At 70.9% G+C, this 18897-nt stretch carries 18 protein-coding genes; 13 read left to right on the forward strand and 5 right to left on the reverse strand.

All coding sequences use genetic code 11. The features are described 5' to 3' along the window. Positions 1-80 precede the first annotated feature (80 nt). Genes KXC43_RS35075 through KXC43_RS35085 form a run of 3 tightly spaced genes read left to right on the forward strand, consistent with a single transcriptional unit; the run spans position 81 to position 2573 of the window. The gene (locus KXC43_RS35075; protein ID WP_221380512.1) at positions 81-812 is read left to right on the forward strand and encodes a phosphocholine cytidylyltransferase family protein; all 732 of its coding nucleotides are present in this window, start codon (positions 81-83) and stop codon (positions 810-812) included. Next, complete coding sequence (locus KXC43_RS35080; protein WP_221380513.1) at positions 800-1861, forward strand: iron-containing alcohol dehydrogenase family protein; 1062 nt, start codon at positions 800-802, stop codon at positions 1859-1861. Before KXC43_RS35075 ends, KXC43_RS35080 begins: the two co-directional genes overlap by 13 nt. Continuing rightward, complete coding sequence (locus KXC43_RS35085; RefSeq protein ID WP_221380514.1) at positions 1836-2573, forward strand: CDP-alcohol phosphatidyltransferase family protein; 738 nt, start codon at positions 1836-1838, stop codon at positions 2571-2573. The genes KXC43_RS35080 and KXC43_RS35085 overlap by 26 nt, the downstream gene beginning before the upstream one ends. 1 nt (position 2574) lies before the next feature. On the opposite strand, the gene KXC43_RS52935 is transcribed toward KXC43_RS35085, so the two are convergent. The 4 genes from KXC43_RS52935 to KXC43_RS35105 form a co-directional block, all read right to left on the reverse strand. Then, the gene (locus KXC43_RS52935; protein WP_308129401.1) at positions 2575-3135 is read right to left on the reverse strand and encodes a TetR-like C-terminal domain-containing protein; all 561 of its coding nucleotides are present in this window, start codon (positions 3133-3135) and stop codon (positions 2575-2577) included. Continuing rightward, positions 3128-3961 carry an alpha/beta fold hydrolase gene (locus tag KXC43_RS35095; protein WP_221380515.1) on the reverse strand — a complete coding sequence of 278 codons (834 nt, stop codon included), beginning with the start codon at positions 3959-3961 and terminating at the stop codon, positions 3128-3130. The genes KXC43_RS52935 and KXC43_RS35095 overlap by 8 nt, the downstream gene beginning before the upstream one ends. A gap of 74 nt (positions 3962-4035) precedes the next feature. Then, positions 4036-5505, reverse strand: a complete 1470-nt coding sequence (locus KXC43_RS35100) for an arylsulfotransferase family protein (protein ID WP_308129402.1) — start codon at positions 5503-5505, stop codon at positions 4036-4038. Between the two features lie 77 nt (positions 5506-5582). After that, positions 5583-6755 carry a glycosyltransferase family 4 protein gene (locus KXC43_RS35105; protein WP_221380517.1) on the reverse strand — a complete coding sequence of 391 codons (1173 nt, stop codon included), beginning with the start codon at positions 6753-6755 and terminating at the stop codon, positions 5583-5585. Positions 6756-6779: 24 nt separating this feature from the next. On the opposite strand from KXC43_RS35105, the gene KXC43_RS35110 reads away from it, so the two are divergent. Together KXC43_RS35110 and KXC43_RS35115 are read left to right on the forward strand one after the other, a co-directional pair. Further along, on the forward strand, positions 6780-7640 hold the full coding sequence (locus KXC43_RS35110; protein WP_221380518.1) for an Fpg/Nei family DNA glycosylase: 861 nt from the start codon (positions 6780-6782) through the stop codon (positions 7638-7640). 148 nt (positions 7641-7788) lie between these two features. Then, on the forward strand, positions 7789-9378 hold the full coding sequence (locus KXC43_RS35115; protein WP_221380519.1) for a sugar transferase: 1590 nt from the start codon (positions 7789-7791) through the stop codon (positions 9376-9378). 44 nt (positions 9379-9422) lie between these two features. On the opposite strand, the gene KXC43_RS35120 is transcribed toward KXC43_RS35115, so the two are convergent. Further along, on the reverse strand, positions 9423-10292 hold the full coding sequence (locus KXC43_RS35120; RefSeq protein ID WP_221380520.1) for a poly(ethylene terephthalate) hydrolase family protein: 870 nt from the start codon (positions 10290-10292) through the stop codon (positions 9423-9425). A 147-nt stretch (positions 10293-10439) separates the two neighbouring features. Here KXC43_RS35120 and KXC43_RS35125 point away from each other — a divergent pair, with 147 nt between their 5' ends. The 8 genes from KXC43_RS35125 to KXC43_RS35160 all read left to right on the forward strand — a co-directional run bounded on the left by KXC43_RS35125 (position 10440) and on the right by KXC43_RS35160 (position 18862). Then, positions 10440-11633 (forward strand): sensor histidine kinase, encoded by a 1194-nt coding sequence (locus tag KXC43_RS35125; RefSeq protein WP_221380521.1) that lies wholly within the window; start codon positions 10440-10442, stop codon positions 11631-11633. Next, entirely contained in the window at positions 11630-12373 is a 744-nt protein-coding gene (locus KXC43_RS35130; RefSeq protein ID WP_221380522.1) for a LytR/AlgR family response regulator transcription factor, read from the forward strand. Before KXC43_RS35125 ends, KXC43_RS35130 begins: the two co-directional genes overlap by 4 nt. 292 nt (positions 12374-12665) lie before the next feature. After that, on the forward strand, positions 12666-13373 hold the full coding sequence (locus tag KXC43_RS35135; RefSeq protein WP_221380523.1) for a hypothetical protein: 708 nt from the start codon (positions 12666-12668) through the stop codon (positions 13371-13373). Between the two features lie 152 nt (positions 13374-13525). Beyond that, positions 13526-14212 (forward strand): response regulator transcription factor, encoded by a 687-nt coding sequence (locus tag KXC43_RS35140; protein ID WP_221380524.1) that lies wholly within the window; start codon positions 13526-13528, stop codon positions 14210-14212. A 65-nt stretch (positions 14213-14277) separates the two neighbouring features. Next, entirely contained in the window at positions 14278-15237 is a 960-nt protein-coding gene (locus tag KXC43_RS35145; RefSeq protein ID WP_221380605.1) for a HAMP domain-containing sensor histidine kinase, read from the forward strand. Between the two features lie 53 nt (positions 15238-15290). Continuing rightward, positions 15291-16823 carry a DUF4153 domain-containing protein gene (locus KXC43_RS35150; protein WP_221380525.1) on the forward strand — a complete coding sequence of 511 codons (1533 nt, stop codon included), beginning with the start codon at positions 15291-15293 and terminating at the stop codon, positions 16821-16823. Positions 16824-16850: 27 nt separating this feature from the next. Then, complete coding sequence (locus KXC43_RS35155) at positions 16851-17243, forward strand: DUF485 domain-containing protein (RefSeq protein WP_221380526.1); 393 nt, start codon at positions 16851-16853, stop codon at positions 17241-17243. Next, positions 17240-18862 carry a sodium/solute symporter gene (locus KXC43_RS35160; RefSeq protein WP_221380527.1) on the forward strand — a complete coding sequence of 541 codons (1623 nt, stop codon included), beginning with the start codon at positions 17240-17242 and terminating at the stop codon, positions 18860-18862. Before KXC43_RS35155 ends, KXC43_RS35160 begins: the two co-directional genes overlap by 4 nt. Positions 18863-18897 lie beyond the last annotated feature (35 nt).

Genomic DNA, 18897 nt, shown 5'->3' on the forward strand with positions numbered 1-18897 from the left:
TCGTTCGCCTCATCCGGTCCGGGCAGTGGGACAGCACCCGTTATTCTCGCGGAGTTCACCCAACAGATGGAGAAACCCCGATGATCGGTCTGATTCTCGCCGCCGGAGCCGGACGCAGGCTTCGTCCGTACACGGACACCCTGCCCAAGGCCCTGGTCCCGGTCGACGGCGAGACCACGATCATGGACATCTCCCTGCGCAACCTGGCCGCCGCCGGGCTGACCGACGTGACGATCGTGGTCGGCTACCGCGCGAACGCCGTCGAGGAACGCCAGGCCGCCTTCGAGAGCAGGTACGGCGTCAAGATCTCCCTCGTGCACAACGACAAGGCCGAGGAGTGGAACAACGCGTACTCGCTCTGGCTCGCCCGTGATCACTTCGCGCAGGGCGCGTTGATGGTCAACGGGGACACGGTGCACCCCGTCAGCGTCGAGCAGACCCTGCTCGCCCAGCGCGGCCCGAGCATCCTGCTCGCCATCGACAACGTGAAGAAGCTGGCCGAGGAGGAGATGAAGACGGTCTTCGGCCCGGACGGGCAGCTGACGAAGATCACGAAGCTGATGGACCCGGCCGACGCGTTCGGCGAGTACATCGGGGCCAACATCATCGAGGCCTCGGCTGCCGCCGGGCTGGCCGACGCTCTCCAGGCGACCTGGGAGCGCAACCCCGACCTGTACTACGAGGACGGCTTCCAGGAGTTCGCCCAGCGCGGCGGCCAGGTCCGGGCCGCCACCATCGGTCAGGTCGACTGGGTCGAGGTCGACAACCACGACGACCTGGCCAAGGCGCGGGACATCGCATGCCGCTACTAGCCCGCAGCGTCCAGGCGCCGCTGCACATCCACGTCCGCCGGGGCGCCGTGGCCGACCTGGGCCGCATCCTGGCCGACGGGCGGGTCTCGGCCGGCGGCGACGTCGCGGTGGTGGTCGGTCCCGGTCAGGGTGAACGGATTGCCGAGCTCATCCGGCCCTCGCTGCAGACGGCCGACGTCTTCACCACCACCGGCGGCACGCTCGACGCGGCGCTGGAACTGGCCGACAAGCTCCGCTCCCGGCAGTACGACGCGGTGGTCGGCATCGGGGGCGGCACGACGGTCGACACGGCCAAATACGCGGCCAACCGCTGGGGACTGCCGATGATCTCGGTCGCCACCAGCCTGGCCAACGACGGCATCGCCTCTCCGGTGGCCAGCCTGATCAACGACGGCATCAAGGGCTCGTACGGGGTGCACATTCCGTTCGGCGTGATCGTCGACCTGGACTTCGTCGAGACCGGCCCCGAGCGGGTCAACCGGGGCGGCATCGGCGACGCGATCAGCAACATCAGCGCGCTGGCCGACTGGGAACTGGCCCGCGAGATACGCGGCGAGCCGGTCGACGGCCTGGCCGCCTCGCTGGCCCGGATGGGCGCCGAGGCGGTGCTCACCATGCCCGGCGACCTGCACGACGACGCCTTCGTGACGGTCCTGGCCGAGGCGCTGATCTCGAGCGGCCTGGCCATGGCGGTCAGCGGCAGCAGCCGGCCGGCCAGCGGCGGCTGCCACGAGATCATGCACGCGATCGACTCGCTCTATCCCGGCACCGCCTCGCACGGTGAGCTGGCCGGGCTGGGCGCGCTGTTCTGCACGTTCCTGCGGGGCGACGAGCGCCGCTTCGCCCAGATGGCCGACTGCCTGGCCCGGCACCAACTGCCACGGGTGCCGGCCGACGTCGGGCTCAGCGCCGCGCAGTTCGTCGAGGCCGTCTCGTTCGCGCCGCGCACCCGCCCCGACCGTTACACAATCCTGGAACACCTCGCCATGAGCCCCGACGAGATCAACGGAAAGCTGGCGCACTATGTCGACGCCGTCGCCGGCCGCTGACCACACCGCCGCCCCCGCAGCGGCCGACTACTACGCGGTCAACCGGGGTGGCGGCCTCTTCAGTGAGGCGGTCAGCCAGCACGCCGGCGCCCAGATCGCGGTCCGGGCCCACAAATACCGCCTGTCGCCGACCGTGCTGACCGTGCTCAACCTCGGCCTGGGCGGTCTGGTGTCGATCGTGGTGATCGCCGCCGCCGAGCCGATCGCCGACGGTCGCGTCTGGGCCTGGCCGATCGGGCTGCTCGCGCTGCTCGGCTGGCAGGCGGCGTACGCCTTCGACTGTGCCGACGGCCAGCTGGCCCGGGTCACCGGCCAGACCAGCCCGGCGGGCGCCCGGCTCGATGTGCTGTGCGACGTGGCCGTGCAGATCTCCTTGGTGGCGGCCCTCGCGGCGACGGCCGAGGCGCAGGTGCCGGACACCCCGGCCTGGCTGCTGGCCGCGTTCGCCGGCACGTGGATGGTCAACCTGGTCACCTCGGTGATGCAGACGGGCGCCAACCCGACCAGCATGGTGACCAGCCGCTCGTTGCCGGTGCGCCTGGTCAAGCTGGTGCGCGACTACGGCGCGGTGATCGCGCTGGCCGGCGTCGTGCTGACCGTGGCGCCGCAGTGGACGATCTGGTTCATCGGCCTCTTCACGCTGGTCAACGCGGCCTTCCTGGCGGCCAGCGTGATGTTCTCGGCCCGCGAGGCGCTGCGCGGCCCGGCCTGAGTCAGTTCTTCAGGCCGCGGTCGATGAAGTCGATCAGCCACTCGAAGCTCTTGTCGACGTCGGTGTCCATCTCGAAACCGCCGGCCGCCTCGATCGTCGCGAAGCCGTGGAACAGGCTGCGCAGCAGGCGCATGGCGTGCACGGTGTCGGCCGGGTCGATGTCGTAGCCGGCCAGCACGGCCGCGAGCGACTCGAGCACCCGGGCGCCGCCGATGGCGATCGGATCGTCCGGCCCCTGCGGGTTGAGCGGCAGAGTGGCCGAATAGCGCCCGGGATGCTCGACCACGTAGGACCGCAGCGTGTGGGCGGCCGCGGCCAGGGCGTCCCGACCGGCCCGGCCCTGCATCGCGTCGCGCAGCTTGTCACCGACCTCGACGAGGGCCAGCGCGGCGATCCGCCGGTTGAGGTCGGCCTGGCTCGCGACGTGCTTGTACAGCGACGGCGTACGCACCCCGAGCCGCTCGGCGACCAGGCCCATCGTCACGTTGGCCAACCCGACCTCGTCCGCGAGCCCGGCGGCCGCCGCGGTCACCGCCGCCGGGTCGAGTCCCGCCCTAGGCACGGGCGTGCGCCTTGAGGAACGGGAGCAGCAGCGCGACGGTCTCGTCGGGGAACTGCGTGTGCGGGTAGTGGCCCGCGCCCTCGACCACCTCGAGCCGGCCCAGCCCGGCCGGCAGCTCGGCCAGAATTGCCTCGCCCTCGGCCCGCGGGTCGGCCCAGTCGGGGTCGAGGGAGCCCTCGATGACCAGCACCGGGCAGCGGACGTTCGCGAGCTGCGCCCCGGCGTCGGTGGCGGGCGTCTGCCCCATCTTCTGCAACGCCTTCATCCGGCCCGGCTGGGCCAGGCTGTCCGCGTTGCGCCGCAGCTGCTCGTCCCAGTCGGCCGGCTTGCGTCCGGGAAAGGCGAGGTCGAGGTATTTGTGCCACCAGTTCACGCTGCCCAGCACGGCCATCATCATCAACCGCGTCATGCCCGTACGGTATGTCTTCGACCCCAGGTCGCTCAGCTTGAACGACAGCTTGCGGGTGAACGGCGCGATCTCGACGATGCCCTCGACCAGGTCGGGCGCCTGGGCGGCCGCGATGGTGACCGCGCCACCCGAGATCGACTGCCCGACCAGGACGGCCGGGCCACCGAGGTGACGCACCACCGCGATCAGGTCACCGGCGATGTCGGTACGCGAGTAGGACGGCCACACCGCGCTCGACTCGCCGCAGCCGCGCAGGTCGACGTTGGCCACGCGATAGCCGGCCGCGACCAGCTGGGGCACGACGAAACGGTAGGACTCGCGGCTGTCACCCATGCCGTGGGCGAGCACGACCAGCGGGCCGGCGCCGGTGACTTCGTAGGCGATGGTGCCGCCGTCGACGGTGAGGAACTCGGTCATGACTGCCTCCGGGGTTGGCTAATTTCGTTAGCTAAAAGCTAATAGAGTTAGCCAACGATGTCAACTGTGACCCGTCACACCCGGACCGGAATCGCCGACGAGGAGCCCAGCACCTTTCCGCCCGCGTCGAGCGCCTCGGCCACCACGTATTCGGGAGTGCCCGAGATCGTCAGCGTCGTCTCGAAGCCGGTCCGGGCCTCCTCGACCGCGCCGCCCGACAGAGCGCCCGGCTGGGTGCCCCAGCGCGCCCGCCACCGGGCCACCCGCGTCGCGCCGTTCCAGCTCGCCGACACGATCACGTTGCCGCCCTCGACGCGCAGGCCCAGCGCGGGCTGGTCGGACGGCGTGCCCGTCCACTCCGCCTTGTAGGCGCGATAGGACTGGTTGTCGAGCGGCAGGTGGCCGGCCAGCCGCACCGAGCCGTCGGCGTTGTGCTCGGTGAAGTGCGGCATCTGACCCCAGCCGACGAACGACCCGCCGTCGGCCAGTTCGCGGAAGCTGCCCTGCGTCGGCGCCGACAGCCGGTCCGGATGCGCGTACTCGGCGACGAACGTGGTCCGCTTCGCCGCTTCGTCCACCCGGAAGACCACGCCACGCGAGTACTCCCGCTCCTTGGTCACCCCGGCGCCGTTGTCGAACAGCCCGTACGACCCGTCGCGTCGCTGCCGGAAGTCGTGTTGCCACGAGAACCTCGTCCGCTCGTCGACCTGGAAATCCGACTTCTTGCCGCCGATCCGCCAGATGACCTCGCCGCGGCGCCGATCGATCTTGTAGACGGCCCACGTGTGCCGGGCCGACGCGATGATGTTGCCGTCGGCGGCCAGGCCGACCGAATTGGCGTGGAAGTAGTCGTACGGAAGATGCTCCGAATCCCCCACGGGCAGCGGCGCGTACGACTCGTCGAGCCCCACGTGGTCGCTCGACCGCCACTCGAAGACCTTGCGCCCGGTCGCGATGTCGATCTCCTGGAGGAGGCCGTCGTGCAGGACGCCGTCCTCCGGTCCGCCGAGAGCCGTCAGGTCGTACGGGATCGGGTCGTACACCCAGAAGAGCGCGGTGTTCCGCGGCGTGATCACGAGATCGTGCTGGTCGGCCTGCTCGGTGCCGGCCGCCCGGATCCGGGTGATCTCCCGGTACGACAGGTCGGCGATCACGAACTCGCCCTGCCCGACACCCTGGCCGCCGGTGCCGCCGATGGTGCCCTCCCACCAGGTCAGCACCGGCTTGTTGCGGTAGGTCTGCGCCTTGAGGTCGATGGCCACCGTCGCCGGGTCGGGCACCTTCCGGAACCAGACCGGCGAGCCCTGCTCGTCGACGATCAGCGGGCCCCACAGCCCGGCGCCGGAGGCGGGAGTCAGGAAGATGGAGCCGGCCACGGTGCCGTTGGCGGCCGTCGTGATCGTGACGTCGGGCACCGTGCGCAGGTCGGGCCGGGAACGGAACTTCGGGTCACCGGCGGGAACCGCCGCCGGGTCAGCGGGCGCCGCCGGGTCAGCGCCGCGACCCCACGCGTAGCCGATCCCGCCGCCGGCGACGCCGGTCACGACGGCGCCACCCACACCAAAAAGGACATTTCTTCGAGAGGGGCTCACTTTTCCAGCTTTCCCTCCGTCGGCAAGATCTACCTCGAAGGGTGATCAGAATTCGCTGTGAGGCTGGTGTAGACGTCGATGAGCCGCGGGGTGAGCACGTCGGGGTGGAACTGGCCTAGGTAGCGGGCGCGGGCCGCCGGTGCCAGGGCCGCGGCTCCGGTGCGGGCCCGGGCGAGGGCATCGGCCAGGGCCGCCGGATCGGGCTCGACCACCCAGCCGGCGTCGCCGATCAGGTACGGAATGCCACCCACTGCGGTGCCGACCACGGGGCGGCCGGCGGCCATGGCCTCCAGGATCACCGTGGGCAGCACGTCGTTCCAGGTCGGCACGGCGACCACCACGGCCGACTCGTCACGGACCTTACGCATGCCGTCGCGGTCGAGAATGCCCAGGTAAAGCACATCGGAGCGCTCGGCTGCGGCCCGCTCGGCCAGCGGGCGCAACTCGCCGTCGCCGGCGATGCGCAGCGTCCCGAGCGACCCGTCGGGGTGCCGCCGCCAAGCGTCGAGCAGCAGGCCCAGGCCCTTCTCGGGGGAGAGCCGGGCACCGTAGAGGAAACCGTCGCCCAGCGGCGCCGGCTCACCCGGGTCGGGCAGGCCGTTCGGCTTCACCACGATGCGCTCGTCCGGGATGCCGTAGTCGTGCAGATGCGCGGCGATCCGGTCGGTCAGCGCGATGAACCGGTCGACCGAGCGCCAGGTGGGCCGGTGCACGGCCAGCGTCGTCGCCATCAGGGCGCTCTGCGCGGCCGAGCCGCGGTAGCAGCGGTGCTGCACGGCCGGCCACCCGATGAGCTTGCCCTTGCAGTCCTGGCAGTTGTGACCGTCGCGGAAATAGAGGCCCGACGAGCACACCTGCCGGTAGTTGTGCACCGTCTGCACCACCGGCACGCCGTGGGCATGGGCCGTGCGAACGACCCAGGGCGACAGCAGCGGGTACGGATTGTGCAGGTGGAAGACGTCCGCGCGCTCCGCCTTCAGCAGCTGGGCCAGGTCGCGCTGGGCGGCCCTGCCGTAGATCGGCGAGAGCGGCAGCAGCGCCTTCTCGGCCGGGGGAAGCGCAGCGATCGAGTCGGAGCTGCGCTGGAACGGCAGCACCTCGATCCCGGCCGCGCGCAGCTGGATGATCTCGGTGTCCACGATGACGTTCTCGCCGGACGGCATGGCTTCCCGATACCGGTTGTGCGCAACGACGACCTTCACGCCTCGAAACGCTACCGTGAGGGCGTGCCCGAACTTCCTGAGGTCGAGGCGCTCGCGGCCTACCTGCGTGAGCGTGCGGTCGGCCACACCGTCGAACGCCTCGAGGTCTCCTCGTTCAGCGCGCTGAAGACCTTCGACCCGCCGGCCACCGCGGTCGCCGGCCTCACCGTCACCTCGGCCGGCCGCCACGGCAAGTTCCTCGACATCGGCCTCGGCGACGACCTGCACCTCGTGGTCCACCTGGCCCGGGCCGGCTGGCTGCACTACCGGGACGCCTTCAAGTCGCCCGCCCCGCTCAAGCCGGGCAGCGGCCCGATCGCCATCCGCATGCGGCTCGACGACGGCTCCGGCTTCGACCTCACCGAGGCCGGCACCCAGAAGTCGCTGGCGGCCTATCTCGTACGCGACCCGGCCGAGGTCCCGGGCGTGTCGAGGCTCGGCCCCGACGCGCTGGCCGTCTCCCGCGACGAGTTCGCCGACCGCCTGAAGGGCCGCAACGGGCAGGTCAAGGGCGTGCTGGTCGACCAGGAGGTGCTGGCCGGCATCGGCAACGCCTACTCCGACGAGATCCTGCACGTGGCCAAGCTCTCGCCGTTCGCGCTCACCGGCAAACTGACCGACGAGCAGATCGACACGCTCTACGCCGCCATGCGTGCGGTCGAGACCGACGCCGTGGCCCGCTCCGTGGGCCAGAAGGCGGCCGAACTGAAGGGCGAGAAGCGGGCCGGCATGCGGGTCCACGCGCGCACCGGGCTACCCTGCCCGGTTTGCGGCGATATCGTCCGCGAGGTCTCGTTCGCGGACAAGAGTCTGCAATATTGCGCCACCTGCCAGACCGGCGGGAAGCCGCTGGCCGATCGACGCCTGTCCAAGTTGATCCGATAGGTGCCAAACGGTCACGGTACGTACACGGTCGGGAAAGCGGGCACAACGTCCGCTTCTCTCCGCCCGATCCATCGGTATAGTGGCCCGGTCCCACGTTTCCGCGGCGCGATCGTCCCTGGGTCCCGTGGCGGTGCGTAATCTTTTCCGGATGCGGGAGGACGTAGGCGAGGTGACCGCTAGCCTGCATCGCCCGGTTACCGACAGCAGCCGGAGCAAACCCGTGCCGTACGACAGCTTCGAGTGGCAGCAAACCCCGCCACCGAGCAACGGCGTACCCCGATCAGCCTGGAACCGGCAGCACAAGCGCGTCTCGCGCTGGCATCGCCCGTACACGTTGGTCCTTCTCTTCCTCGACCTCCTCTCCGGTATCGCCGCGAGCCACCTGGCCGCGACGTGGATCGAGAAGTCACGCTCCGGCTTCATCGGCCGCAGCCTCGGCTTCCTGCACAACGAGGAGCTCTTCCTCTTCTTCGCCTACGTGGTGCTACCGCTGGGCTGGCTGATCCTGCTCTGGGCCAACGGCGCGTACGACCGGCGCTACCTCGGCCTGGGCAGCGAGGAGTTCAAGCGCATCGTGCGCACCTCGGTGACCGTGGTGGCCTGCGTCTCGCTGCTCGCGTTCGCCACCAAGGCGCCGCTGTCGCGCGGCACGGTCGCCGCGGTCTCGCTGATGGCGCTGCTCTTCCTGCTCTCCGGCCGGGTCATCGCCCGTCAGGTGCTGCACTTCGCCCGGCGCAAGACCGGCCACGGCGCCCACCGCATGGTCCTGGTCGGCACCCTGCCCGAGGCGCTCGAGGTCTACACCGCGGTCACCCGCAGCCCCGCCGCCGGCCTCATCCCGGTGGCCATCCACATAACCGATGGCTACGCGGCGGCCCGGGGCATCGAGACTCCGGTTCCGGTCTACGCCGCCCGCGACGTGCTGGCACTGGTGCGCGAGGTCGGCGCCGACACGATCGCGGTCTGCGGCTCGGCCAGCGCCGAGCCGGGCGAGCTGCGCCGCCTGGCCTGGCAGCTCGAGGGCACGGGCGTCGACCTGGTGGTCGCACCCCAGCTGACCGACATCGCCGGCCCCCGGGTGCACATCCGCCCGATCGAGGGCCTGCCGCTGCTGCACGTCGAGGAGCCCACCCTCTCGGGCCCCGGCTGGCTGGTGAAGAACCTAATCGACCGGGTCGCGGCGGGCCTCGGCCTGCTGCTGATCAGCCCGATCCTGCTGGCCATCGCGCTCGGCATCCGCCTCTCCGACCCCGGCCCGGTGTTCTTCCGCCAGCCCCGCGTCGGCCACGAGGGTCGTACGTTCCGGGTGTGGAAGTTCCGCACCATGTACGTCGACGCCGAGGAGCGCAAGCGCACGCTGGAGGAGCTGAACGAGTCTGACGGCATGCTCTTCAAGATGAAGAACGACCCGCGGATCTTCTCGTTCGGGGCGAAGCTGCGGGCGACGTCGCTCGACGAGCTGCCCCAGCTGATCAACGTGCTGAAGGGCGAGATGTCGCTGGTGGGGCCGCGGCCGCTGCCGGCCGACGACGGCGACTACCTGGGCGACGTGCGGCGGCGGCTGCTGGTGCGGCCGGGCATCACCGGGCTGTGGCAGGTGTCGGGCCGCTCCGACCTGTCGTGGGACGAGGCCGTACGGCTCGACCTCTACTACGTCGACAACTGGTCGCTGACCTACGACCTGGGCATCCTGTGGCGCACGATCTGGGTCGTGCTCAAGCGCAAGGGCGCCTACTGAGCGACGCCCGGCCCGATGCGGAGCCGAGCGCCGCGGCGTACCGATCAGGAGTGCGGGCAGGTGTCGCGGTATTCCTGGATCGCCGAGCCTGACGGCTTGGGGCACAGGAACTGCTCGTAGCGGGTGTCGTTGTCGATGAAGCGCTTGAGCCAGCTGATGCTGTACTTCGCGACCGTGACGTTCGTCGAGGTCGGCGCCGAGTGCGAGGCGTTGTTGAGCTCGAGGTACGCCTTGTCGAGGGTGCTCGGCAGGCTCGTGTAGAACGGCTCCGAGTGGGCCGAGACCGACGCCACGGTGTCGTTCTCGGCGCCGATGATCAGCGTGGGCACGCGGTCGGACGACCAGCTCTTGGTGCCGTGCCACGGGGTGAGCGGGATGGCCGCCTGCAGCGCCGGCCGGCTGACCGAGGCCGAGAGGCTGCCGCCGCCACCCATCGAGTGGCCCATGACGCCCAGGCGGGTCGCGTCGATGCGCGTGCGGACGCTGCTGGTCCTGGTCAGGTAGTCGAGGGCCGCCAGCAGCTGGGTGCCGCGCGCGGCGGGCTGGTCGAGGGTGCTCAGCGTGTCGATCGTGATGATCACGAAGCCCTGTGAGGCGAGGCGGGGGCCCAGCCACGACACGCTGGACTGGGAGGCCGTGAAGCCGGGCGAGATGGCGATCGCGCCGAACGTGCCGGCCGTCGTGCTGGTGGGGTAGTAGATCGTGCCGCCGCCGAAGCCGCTGACCGCGGAGCGCGCGACGGTGGTCTGGGCGATCGCGAACGAGCCGCGGGACGCCTCGATGCTGCTGGTGGTGGGGGCGGGGCCACGTTCGTACGGGTTGGCCGCGAGAGCCGGCACCGCCGGTGACGCCGCGACGAGGGTGAGGGCCGCGAGGACGGCGGCCAGACCGGTGCGGAGCTGGGAAACGGACATGGGGCACTCCCTGGGGTGTGGGTGAGCCGTGTATCGATTTGCGTCAATCTTTGATCGACTCGTTACCCGCGGGTAATCCCAATTGGCACCCTGCCAATACGGTATGACGGCTGGACGGCAGCCCGCGGAACGACCACTATCTGCTGCGTGGCCGGACAGGTGGGCAGCGTGCTGGCGGTCCTTGCTGTGCTGGCCGCGCTGGCCGCCGCCGTGGTGGCCGTCATCCGCCTGCGAGCGCGCCGCGGCATCGCCACGGCCATGCAGCGGGCGACGTACGACGTGCTGCACACCGCCGGGCTGGCCGCCGACCCGCTCCGGGCCGGTCTCAGCCCCAGCACCGCCGCCAAAGCCGCCCGGCACCTTCGTACGCTCGTCGGCGCGGCCGGCCTCACCATCGCCGACGCCGAGCGGTGCCTGGCCTTCGACGGCCGCGGCAGCCACCACAGCGAGCAGTTCACCGAGGCCGCCACCCGGGCGCTCGAGACGCACCGCTCGATCGTGCTGGGCTCGTCGGACCTGCCCTGCGACCGGGTCGACTGCGTCGTGCGCGGCGCCGTGGTCGCGCCGCTGACCGATCTGGCCGGGCAGGCCACCGCGGCTCTGGTGGCAGTGGCCGACGACCAGCCCGCACCCGGCCTCGTCCAGGCAACTCTCGAAACCGCCCGCTGGGCCGGGTCGCAGCTGGCGCTGGCCGAACTCGACTCGTCCCGCGAGAGGCTGGCCCGGGCCGAGGTCCGCGCGTTGCGCGCCCAGATCAGCCCGCACTTCATCTACAACGCCCTGACCGCGATCGCGTCCTTCGTCCGTACCGACCCCGAACGGGCCCGCGAGCTGATCCTGGAGTTCGCCGAGTTCACGCGCTACTCGTTCCGGGCCCACGGCGAGTTCACCACGCTGGCCGAGGAGCTGCGCTCGATCGACCGCTATCTCACGATCGAGCGCGCCCGGTTCGGCGACCGGCTTCAGGTGCGCCTGCAGATCGCCCCCGAGGTGCTGCCGGTCGGCCTGCCCTTCCTCTGCCTGCAACCGCTGGTCGAGAACGCCATCCGGCACGGTCTTTCGCGGAAGCCGGGCGTCGGTATGGTGAGCATCGAGGCACGAGACGCCGGCGCCGAGTGCCACATCACGGTCGAGGACGACGGGGTCGGCATCGATCCGGCGGTGTTCGCCACCGGGATGCCCGAGACCGACGACGGGCAGCACGTGGGCCTGGCGAATGTGGACGAGCGGCTGCGGTCGGTCTTCGGCGACCACTTCGGCCTGGTCGTCGAGACCGCGCCCGGCGCCGGGACGAAAGTGAGCATGCGAGTGCCGAAATTCCACCCGGGAGTGAGAGCGTGAGCCTGGTCGTGCTGGCCGTGGACGACGAGCCGCCCGCACTGGACGAGCTGGCCTACCTGCTCAACGCGGACGGCCGGGTCGCACACGTGCACCGCGCGGGCGACGCCACCGAGGCCCTGCGGGTGCTGCGCGACACGGAGGTCGACGCGGTCTTCCTGGACATCCGGATGCCCGGCCTGGACGGCATGGAACTGGCCCGCATCCTGCGCCGTTTCGCCCGCCCACCGGCGATCGTCTTCGTCACGGCGTACGACGACGGGGCCGTGGACGCCTTCGACCTGGGCGTCACCGACTACGTCCGCAAGCCCGTCCGCGCCGAACGCCTGGGCGAGTCCCTGCGCCGGGTGGCCGGTTCCCGCCCCGTGCCCACGACCGCCCCCGCGCAGCCCGCCGACGAGCCCACGATCCCCGTCGAGCTGGCCGGCACCACGCGCATGCTCCCGCGCAGCTCGGTCCGCTGGGTCGAGGCCCAGGGCGACTACGCACGCCTGCACACCTCCGACGCCTCCCACCTCGTCCGCGTCTCCCTGGCCACCCTGGCCGAACGCTGGGCCGACGCCGGCTTCGTCCGGATCCACCGGTCCTACCTGGTTCAGATCCGCCTGATCGCCGAGCTACGCCTGACCGGCTCGGGCTACGTGGTCTCGGTCGACGGCATCGAGCTGCCGGTCAGCCGCCGCCACACCCGGGAGCTGAAGGATCGCCTGATCAGAGCGGCCAAGCACGACTGGACCCGCTGACCCTGGCACACCCATCCACACGGTTTTCCACAGCCTCACGGACTTCTCCACAGAGTTATCCACAGGCTCTGGTGAAAGCCGCAACCCGGATTCCCGCTCCCGGTGACCATCCAGAACCCGGCCACCGGCAGGCCGGTCACACCCTCTGGGTTTCTGCCTGAACGAATCGACGGACTATTTTGGAGTACCCGGCGAGCAGATCGCGGAGCCGCCAGGAACGTCGTGGTGAGCCGGCTCGCAGGTGTCGATGCTCTGGTGCCGGATGGTCCGGCTCCGGCGAACAGGAGGCCGGATGGCCAGCTGGATTCTGGTTCCCTGCCTGGTGAGGCTGCGCTCCGAGTTCAACGCGATCGCGCCCAGCCGTGACAAGGCCAGTGACGGTTCGATCGGCGACGCGGCACACCAGGACAGCCAGTCGGATCACAACCCCGACGAGACCGGCAACGTCCCGATCCGCGACGCCGACCGGGTCAACGAGGTGCACGCCATCGACGTCGACGTGAACCTGCGGGTGCCGGGGCTGTCGATGGAGAAGGTCGTGCAGTTCCTGCTGACCCGGTGCCGCTCGGGCGCGGAGAAGCGGCTGCGCTACATCATCTTCAACCGGCGCATCTGGTCGGCCAGCAACAGCTGGCGGCAGCGGAACTACACCGGCTCCAACGCGCATGACCAACATGCGCACTTTTCTTCCTCGTACACATCGGCCCGCGAAGCTTCGACGGCTTCCTGGCATCTGGAGGACATCCCCGTGGCACTCACCGCAGACGACAAGAAGTGGATCGCCGCCGAGATCCGGGCCGCCGTGAAGGCCGAGCTCAGAGCCGGTATGCCCGACGTGCCGACGGCCACCGAGAACGCGGACGCGATCTGGAGGAAGACCCGCAGCGACCCCCGCCCGCCGTGGTCCGACACCGCCCGGAACCTGCTCGGCGCGGAGATCACCGAGGCCGTCCAGGCCGGGGTGGCGATCGAGCGCTACCCGTTCAACGAGGGCAAGTAGTCCGCCTGGATCTCGATCTCCACAACTCGTTCACAAAGTCAGCGCCGGGGCGGCACCACTGGTCAATAGGCTGCGGCACGTGGGTCGGTGGGCACGGGGGTGCGCCGGGTCACGTTCCGGGTCCGGGTTTGATCGGTGGGCGGAGGTGTGGCGTGGAGACGGAGCGGCGCGTTCTTGTCGTTGAGGATGAGCGGACCATCGCTGAGGCGGTGGCGGCCCGGCTTCGGGCCGAAGGGTTCACCGTCGAGGTGGCGGGGGACGGGCCGGCGGCGGTGGAGGCGGCTCGGCGTACGCAACCGGACGCCGTGGTGCTCGATGTGATGCTGCCGGGGTTCGACGGGCTCGAGGTGTGCCGACGCATCCAGGCCGAGCGGCCCGTTCCGATCCTCATGCTCACCGCCCGCGACGACGAGACCGACCTGCTGGTGGGGCTCGCGGTGGGCGCCGACGATTACATGGTCAAGCCGTTCTCCATGCGCGAGCTGGCCGCGCGGGTGCACGCGCTGCTGCGGCGGGCGGCCAAGGTCGCCGTTGTTCCGGCGGGGCCGCCCACGCTGAGGTTCGGGGACCTGGAGATCAATCAAGGCGAACGCCGGGTCGTACGGGCCGGGGTCGAGGCTCATCTGACGCCGACCGAGTTCGATCTGCTCGTCCATCTCGCAGCGCACCCGAGGACAGTTCTGCCGAGGGAAAGGCTGCTGGCCGACGTCTGGGGGTGGGCCGACGCCTCCGGCACCCGCACGGTTGACAGCCACATCAAGGGGCTGCGACGCAAGCTCGGGGCCGACCTGATCCGCACCGTGCACGGTGTGGGTTACGCCCTGGAGGTCGAGCGGTGAAGGAGCGCCTCGCCCGGGCGCTGGCCTGGCTGCCGCGGCCGCTCGACCCGGTCCGGTCGATCAAGATGAAGATCATCATGGTGCTGCTGGCCGGCGGGGGCAGCGGGCTGATCTGGTTCTACCTGTGGCTGGGATGGTTCCCGTTCTGGACCGGAGTCACCGCGACCGTCATCGGCGTGACCATCGTCCAGTTCCTGGCCCGGGGCATGACCTCGCCGCTGCGCGAGATGACCGCGGCCGCCCGCGACATGGCCCAGGGCGACTACACGCGGCGGATCCGGGCGACCTCGGCCGACGAGGTGGGCGAGCTCGCGGCCGCGTTCAACCAGATGTCGGCCGATCTGGCCGCGGCCGACCGGCAGCGGCGCGAGCTCATCGCGAACGTCTCGCACGAGTTGCGTACGCCGATCACCGCGCTCCAAGGCCTGCTCGAGAACATCGTCGACGGGGTGGCGGCGGCCGAACCGGCGATGATGCAGACCGCCCTCGGCCAGACCGAGCGCCTCGGCCGGCTGGTCACCGAGTTGCTCGACCTGTCCCGCATCGACGCCGGGGTCGCCCCGCTGATCCGGCGGCCGATCGACGTGCCGTCCTTCCTGGACGATGTCGTCCGCGAGGCCGAGGTCAACGCGGCCGGTTCGGGGCGGGACGTCCGTTTCAAGGTCGCCTGCCCGCACGTCGTCGTCATCGGCGACCGGGAGCGGCTGCACCAGGTGTTCGCCAACCTGCTCGACAACGCCGCCCGGCACAGCCCGGCCGGTGGCACGGTCGGGGTGCGCGCCGAGCGCCGCGACGACCGTCTGCTCATCGCCGTCTCCGACGAGGGCGAGGGCATCCCGCCGGACGAACGCGACCGTGTGTTCGAGCGGTTCACCCGGGGCGAGCGTCCCGGTGGCGGCGGCACCGGCCTCGGCCTGGCTATCGCCCGCTGGGTGGTGCAACTGCACCGAGGAACGATCGCGGCCGTCGACCCCGAGCACCCGGGCTGTCTGATCCACGTGGCCCTGCCACTCACCAAAGTCTGATCAACGCAATTCCCCTCTTCAAGGCAGAACTCTGCCCTCCGGAAGGTGTTCCGATGTCTCTGGCACCGCCAACCACGCCCGCTCCGCAGACGAAGCCGCTGCCTGTCCTGCACGGCCCCTGGCCGTCGACCGCGCCCTGGGCGAGGCACTGGCCCGGCCCGGTCCACCCGGCGTCGGCCCTGACCGTAGCGGCAGTCGCGGGGGCTGCCGTCGTCGCCGCCCTGAGCCTGCCGCTCGACCGGCCGGGCGTCGGGTGGCTGCTGACCGCGCTGGCCGGACTGGCCGCCGCGATCGTCGCCGGCCCGGTGCAACTGAAGGGCGGCCCGCCGCCGTTGGTCGTCCGCCCCCGCTACCGCCCCGGCCCGGAGCGGGTCGCCTGGGGCACCGCGACCCTGGCTCTGTTCGCCGTGGGCACTTTCCGCTCGGCCGGCTGGCTGTTCGTGCTCTGCCTGCTGGTGGCCACGTTGACCGGCGCGCTGGCCCTGGCCGGTGGCCGGTCGATGCGCAGCATCTTCGCCGCGTACACGATGCCGTTCGTCGCCGCCTTCCGTTCGCTGCCGTGGCTGACCCGCGGCCTGACCCGCATCAACCGGCCGGCCGGGGGCGCCGGGGTACGCATAGCGGCCACCGCCGGCGTCTCCGTCGTCCTGCTCGTGGCGTTCGGCGGGCTGCTGGCCTCGGCCGACCTGCACTTCGCGTCGGCGCTCGAAAGCCTCGTCCCCGACCTGGGGATCGACACGGTCTTCCGGTGGTTCTTCGTCGGCGGTCTCGCCGTTCTCTCGGCCGGCGCCGCCGCCTACCTCCGCTCCGCGCCGCCCGACCTCTCCACACTGGACGCGACGGAGGGCCGCAAGGTGCACCGCTGGGAGTGGGCCGTCCCGCTCGGCCTGCTGACGCTGCTCTTCGGGGCGTTCGTCAGCGTGCAGGCCGTCGTTCTGTTCGACGGCGACGAGCCCGTACGCGCCTTCGCCGACGAGGCCCGGCAGGGTTTCTGGCAGCTGAGTTTCGTCGTCGGCCTGACCCTGCTCGTGCTGGCCGGCGCCGCCCGCTGGGCCCCGCGCGAGAAGCCCGCCGACCGGCTGCTGATCCGGCTGATCCTGGGCGTGCTGACCGGCCTCACCCTGGTCATCGCGGCGACCGCGCTGCACCGCATCAATCTCTACACCGACGAGTACGGCCTGACCCGCCTGCGCCTGCTGGTCTTCTGGTGCGAGCTCTGGTTCGTCTTCGTGCTGGTGCTGATCCTCGTCGCCGGCCGGAACCTGCGGGCGCCGTGGCTGCCCCGGGTCGCGATCGCGGCCGGTGTCCTGGCCCTGATCGGCCTGGCCGTGGCCAATCCGGACGGGGTGATCGCCGAGCGCAACCTGCGGCACAACAACCAGCCGATCGACCTGGTCTACCTGGGCAACCTGTCGCCGGACGCGGTGCCCGCGCTGATGAAGCTGCCGCCCGAGCAGCGCGCCTGCGTGCTGCGGGCGATCAGCGACGATCTGCGGCCCGGCGACTGGCGCACCTGGAACCTGGGGAGCGCCCGAGCCCGCTCGCTGATCAACGGCCAGGTGGGCAGCGGGCAAGGCTGGTGCTGAGCAGGGCCGGCTGCCAGACTCCCCGGCATGACCGCCGAAGACCCGAGCGCCGCTCCCCGGCGTACGCGGGTGGTCCTGGGTGAGGTGGCAGCCCGCAGGCGCCCCGCCGACCGCGCCCGTTCCGACCTCGCGGAACAGACGCCGGTCGGCGAGGCGCTGGTCAAGGGGCTGATGCGGGCCCAGCTGGCGCTGGCGCTGCGGCTGGCGCTGGTGGTGGTGATCGCCCTCGGGGCCCTGCCGCTGCTGTTCGCGGTGGCCCCGGGTGTGGCCGGCGTCAAGGTCTTCGGCGTCTATCTGCCCTGGCTGCTGCTCGGCGTCCTGTCGTTCCCGTTCCTGATCAGCGTGGGCTGGGCCTACGTGCGCTGGGCGGAACGCAACGAGCAGGACTTCATCGCGTTGATCCGCAGGCCCGAGCAGTGAATCCGTACCTCGTCCCGGGTCTGATCGTCGTGATCCTGGTGACCGTCGGCATCGGCGTCTACGGCCTGCGTTTCGCCCGCACGACCTCGGACTTCCTGGTCGCGTCGCGGTCCGTGAGCCCGGCCTGGAACGCCGCGGCGATCAGCGGCGAATACCTGTCGGCGGCGTCGTTCCTGGGGGTCGCCGGGCTCATCCTGCGGTACGGCGTCGACGTGCTCTGGTACCCGGTCGGTTTCGCCGCCGGCTACCTCGCCTTGCTGCTGTTCGTGGCCGCGCCGCTGCGCCGGTCGGGCGCCTTCACATTGCCCGACTTCTGCCAGGTACGCCTCGGCTCGCCCACGTTGCGCCGGTTGGCCAGCATCTTCGTCGTCTTCATCGGCTGCCTCTACCTCGTGCCGCAGTTGCAGGGGGCCGGCCTCACCTTCACCACGGTCGCCGGCGGCTCGTACGCGTGGGGCGCCCTGCTGGTCGGCGTCGTGGTCACCGCGAACGTGGCCCTGGGCGGCATGCGGGCGATCACCTTCGTGCAGGCCTTCCAGTACTGGCTGAAGCTGACCGCCCTCGCCGTGCCGGTGATCTTCTTGGCCCTCCAGTGGCAGTCCGACGGCCGCCCGCTGGTCACCCCCGAGGCCGGCGCGACCTTCCCGGTCGCCACCAGCGTGGTGATCGAGCAGGACGCGACCGTCGGCGGTGTCCCGGTCGAGAAGGGTCAGCAGCTCAGCTTCGACGCGGGCGACCCGGTGCCCGCGGTGAGCACGGTCGACGCGCGCTTCGGCGTCGACTGGCTGCTTCCCGGCGGCGACGGCAGCCTGTTCGCCACGTATTCGCTGATCCTGGCGACCTTCCTGGGCACGATGGGCCTGCCCCACGTGCTCGTCCGCTTCTACACGAATCCGGACGGAGCCTCGGCCCGGCGCACGACTCTGGTGGTTCTTGGTCTGGTTGGCGCCTTTTATCTGTTACCGACCCTGTACGGCGTGCTCGGCCGCATCTACACACCGCAACTGCTGATGACCGGTCGCACCGACGCCGTCGTCCTGCTCCTGCCCGAAGCGGCACTCGGCGGCGGCCACCTCGGCCGGCTGCTCGGCGCACTGGTCACCGCGGGTGCGCTGGCCGCCTTCCTCTCCACCTCGTCCGGCCTGCTCACCAGCGTCGCCGGAGTGGTCTTCACCGACGTGCTGCGAGCCGGCCGCAGCGGCTCGATCCGCGACTTCCGGCTGGCCACCGTGCTCGCCGCATCGGTGCCGGTGCTGCTCTCGCTCTATGTCTCCAACATGGACGTCTCGCGGGTGGTCGGCCTGGCGTTCGCGGTGGCCGCCTCGAGCTTCTGCCCGCTGCTGGTACTGGGCATCTGGTGGCGACGGCTGACCGACGTCGGCGCGATCGCCGGCGTCCTGGCCGGGGGCGGCGCCTCGATGGCGGCCGTGCTGATCACCGTGCTCGGGCCGCCGCTCGACGGCTGGCTCGCCGACGCCATCGGGCAGCCCGCCGCCTGGACCGTGCCGCTGGCGTTCCTGGTGATGATCGCCGGTTCGTTGCTGACCAGCCGGCGGGTTCCGCGCGACATCGGCGCGACCATGCTCAGGCTGCACGCGCCGGAGAGCCTGCGGGTCTGAAGCCGCTGGTCAGGACCGACGGCATTGACTAGGTT

The sequence above is a fragment of the Paractinoplanes polyasparticus genome (assembly GCF_019710575.1).
Taxonomy (GTDB): Bacteria; Actinomycetota; Actinomycetes; order Mycobacteriales; family Micromonosporaceae; genus Actinoplanes; species Actinoplanes polyasparticus.

Coding starts and splice junctions, on each gene's coding strand:
- KXC43_RS35145 (WP_221380605.1), top strand. CDS start 14,278: ATGAAGATCATCATGGTGCTGCTGGCCGGCGGGGGCAGCGGGCTGATC.
- KXC43_RS35150 (WP_221380525.1), top strand. CDS start 15,291: ATGTCTCTGGCACCGCCAACCACGCCCGCTCCGCAGACGAAGCCGCTG.
- KXC43_RS35095 (WP_221380515.1), bottom strand. CDS start 3,961: ATGACCGAGTTCCTCACCGTCGACGGCGGCACCATCGCCTACGAAGTC.
- KXC43_RS35155 (WP_221380526.1), top strand. CDS start 16,851: ATGACCGCCGAAGACCCGAGCGCCGCTCCCCGGCGTACGCGGGTGGTC.
- KXC43_RS35120 (WP_221380520.1), bottom strand. CDS start 10,292: ATGTCCGTTTCCCAGCTCCGCACCGGTCTGGCCGCCGTCCTCGCGGCC.
- KXC43_RS35085 (WP_221380514.1), top strand. CDS start 1,836: ATGTCGACGCCGTCGCCGGCCGCTGACCACACCGCCGCCCCCGCAGCG.
- KXC43_RS35135 (WP_221380523.1), top strand. CDS start 12,666: ATGGCCAGCTGGATTCTGGTTCCCTGCCTGGTGAGGCTGCGCTCCGAG.
- KXC43_RS35075 (WP_221380512.1), top strand. CDS start 81: ATGATCGGTCTGATTCTCGCCGCCGGAGCCGGACGCAGGCTTCGTCCG.
- KXC43_RS35080 (WP_221380513.1), top strand. CDS start 800: ATGCCGCTACTAGCCCGCAGCGTCCAGGCGCCGCTGCACATCCACGTC.
- KXC43_RS35115 (WP_221380519.1), top strand. CDS start 7,789: ATGCGGGAGGACGTAGGCGAGGTGACCGCTAGCCTGCATCGCCCGGTT.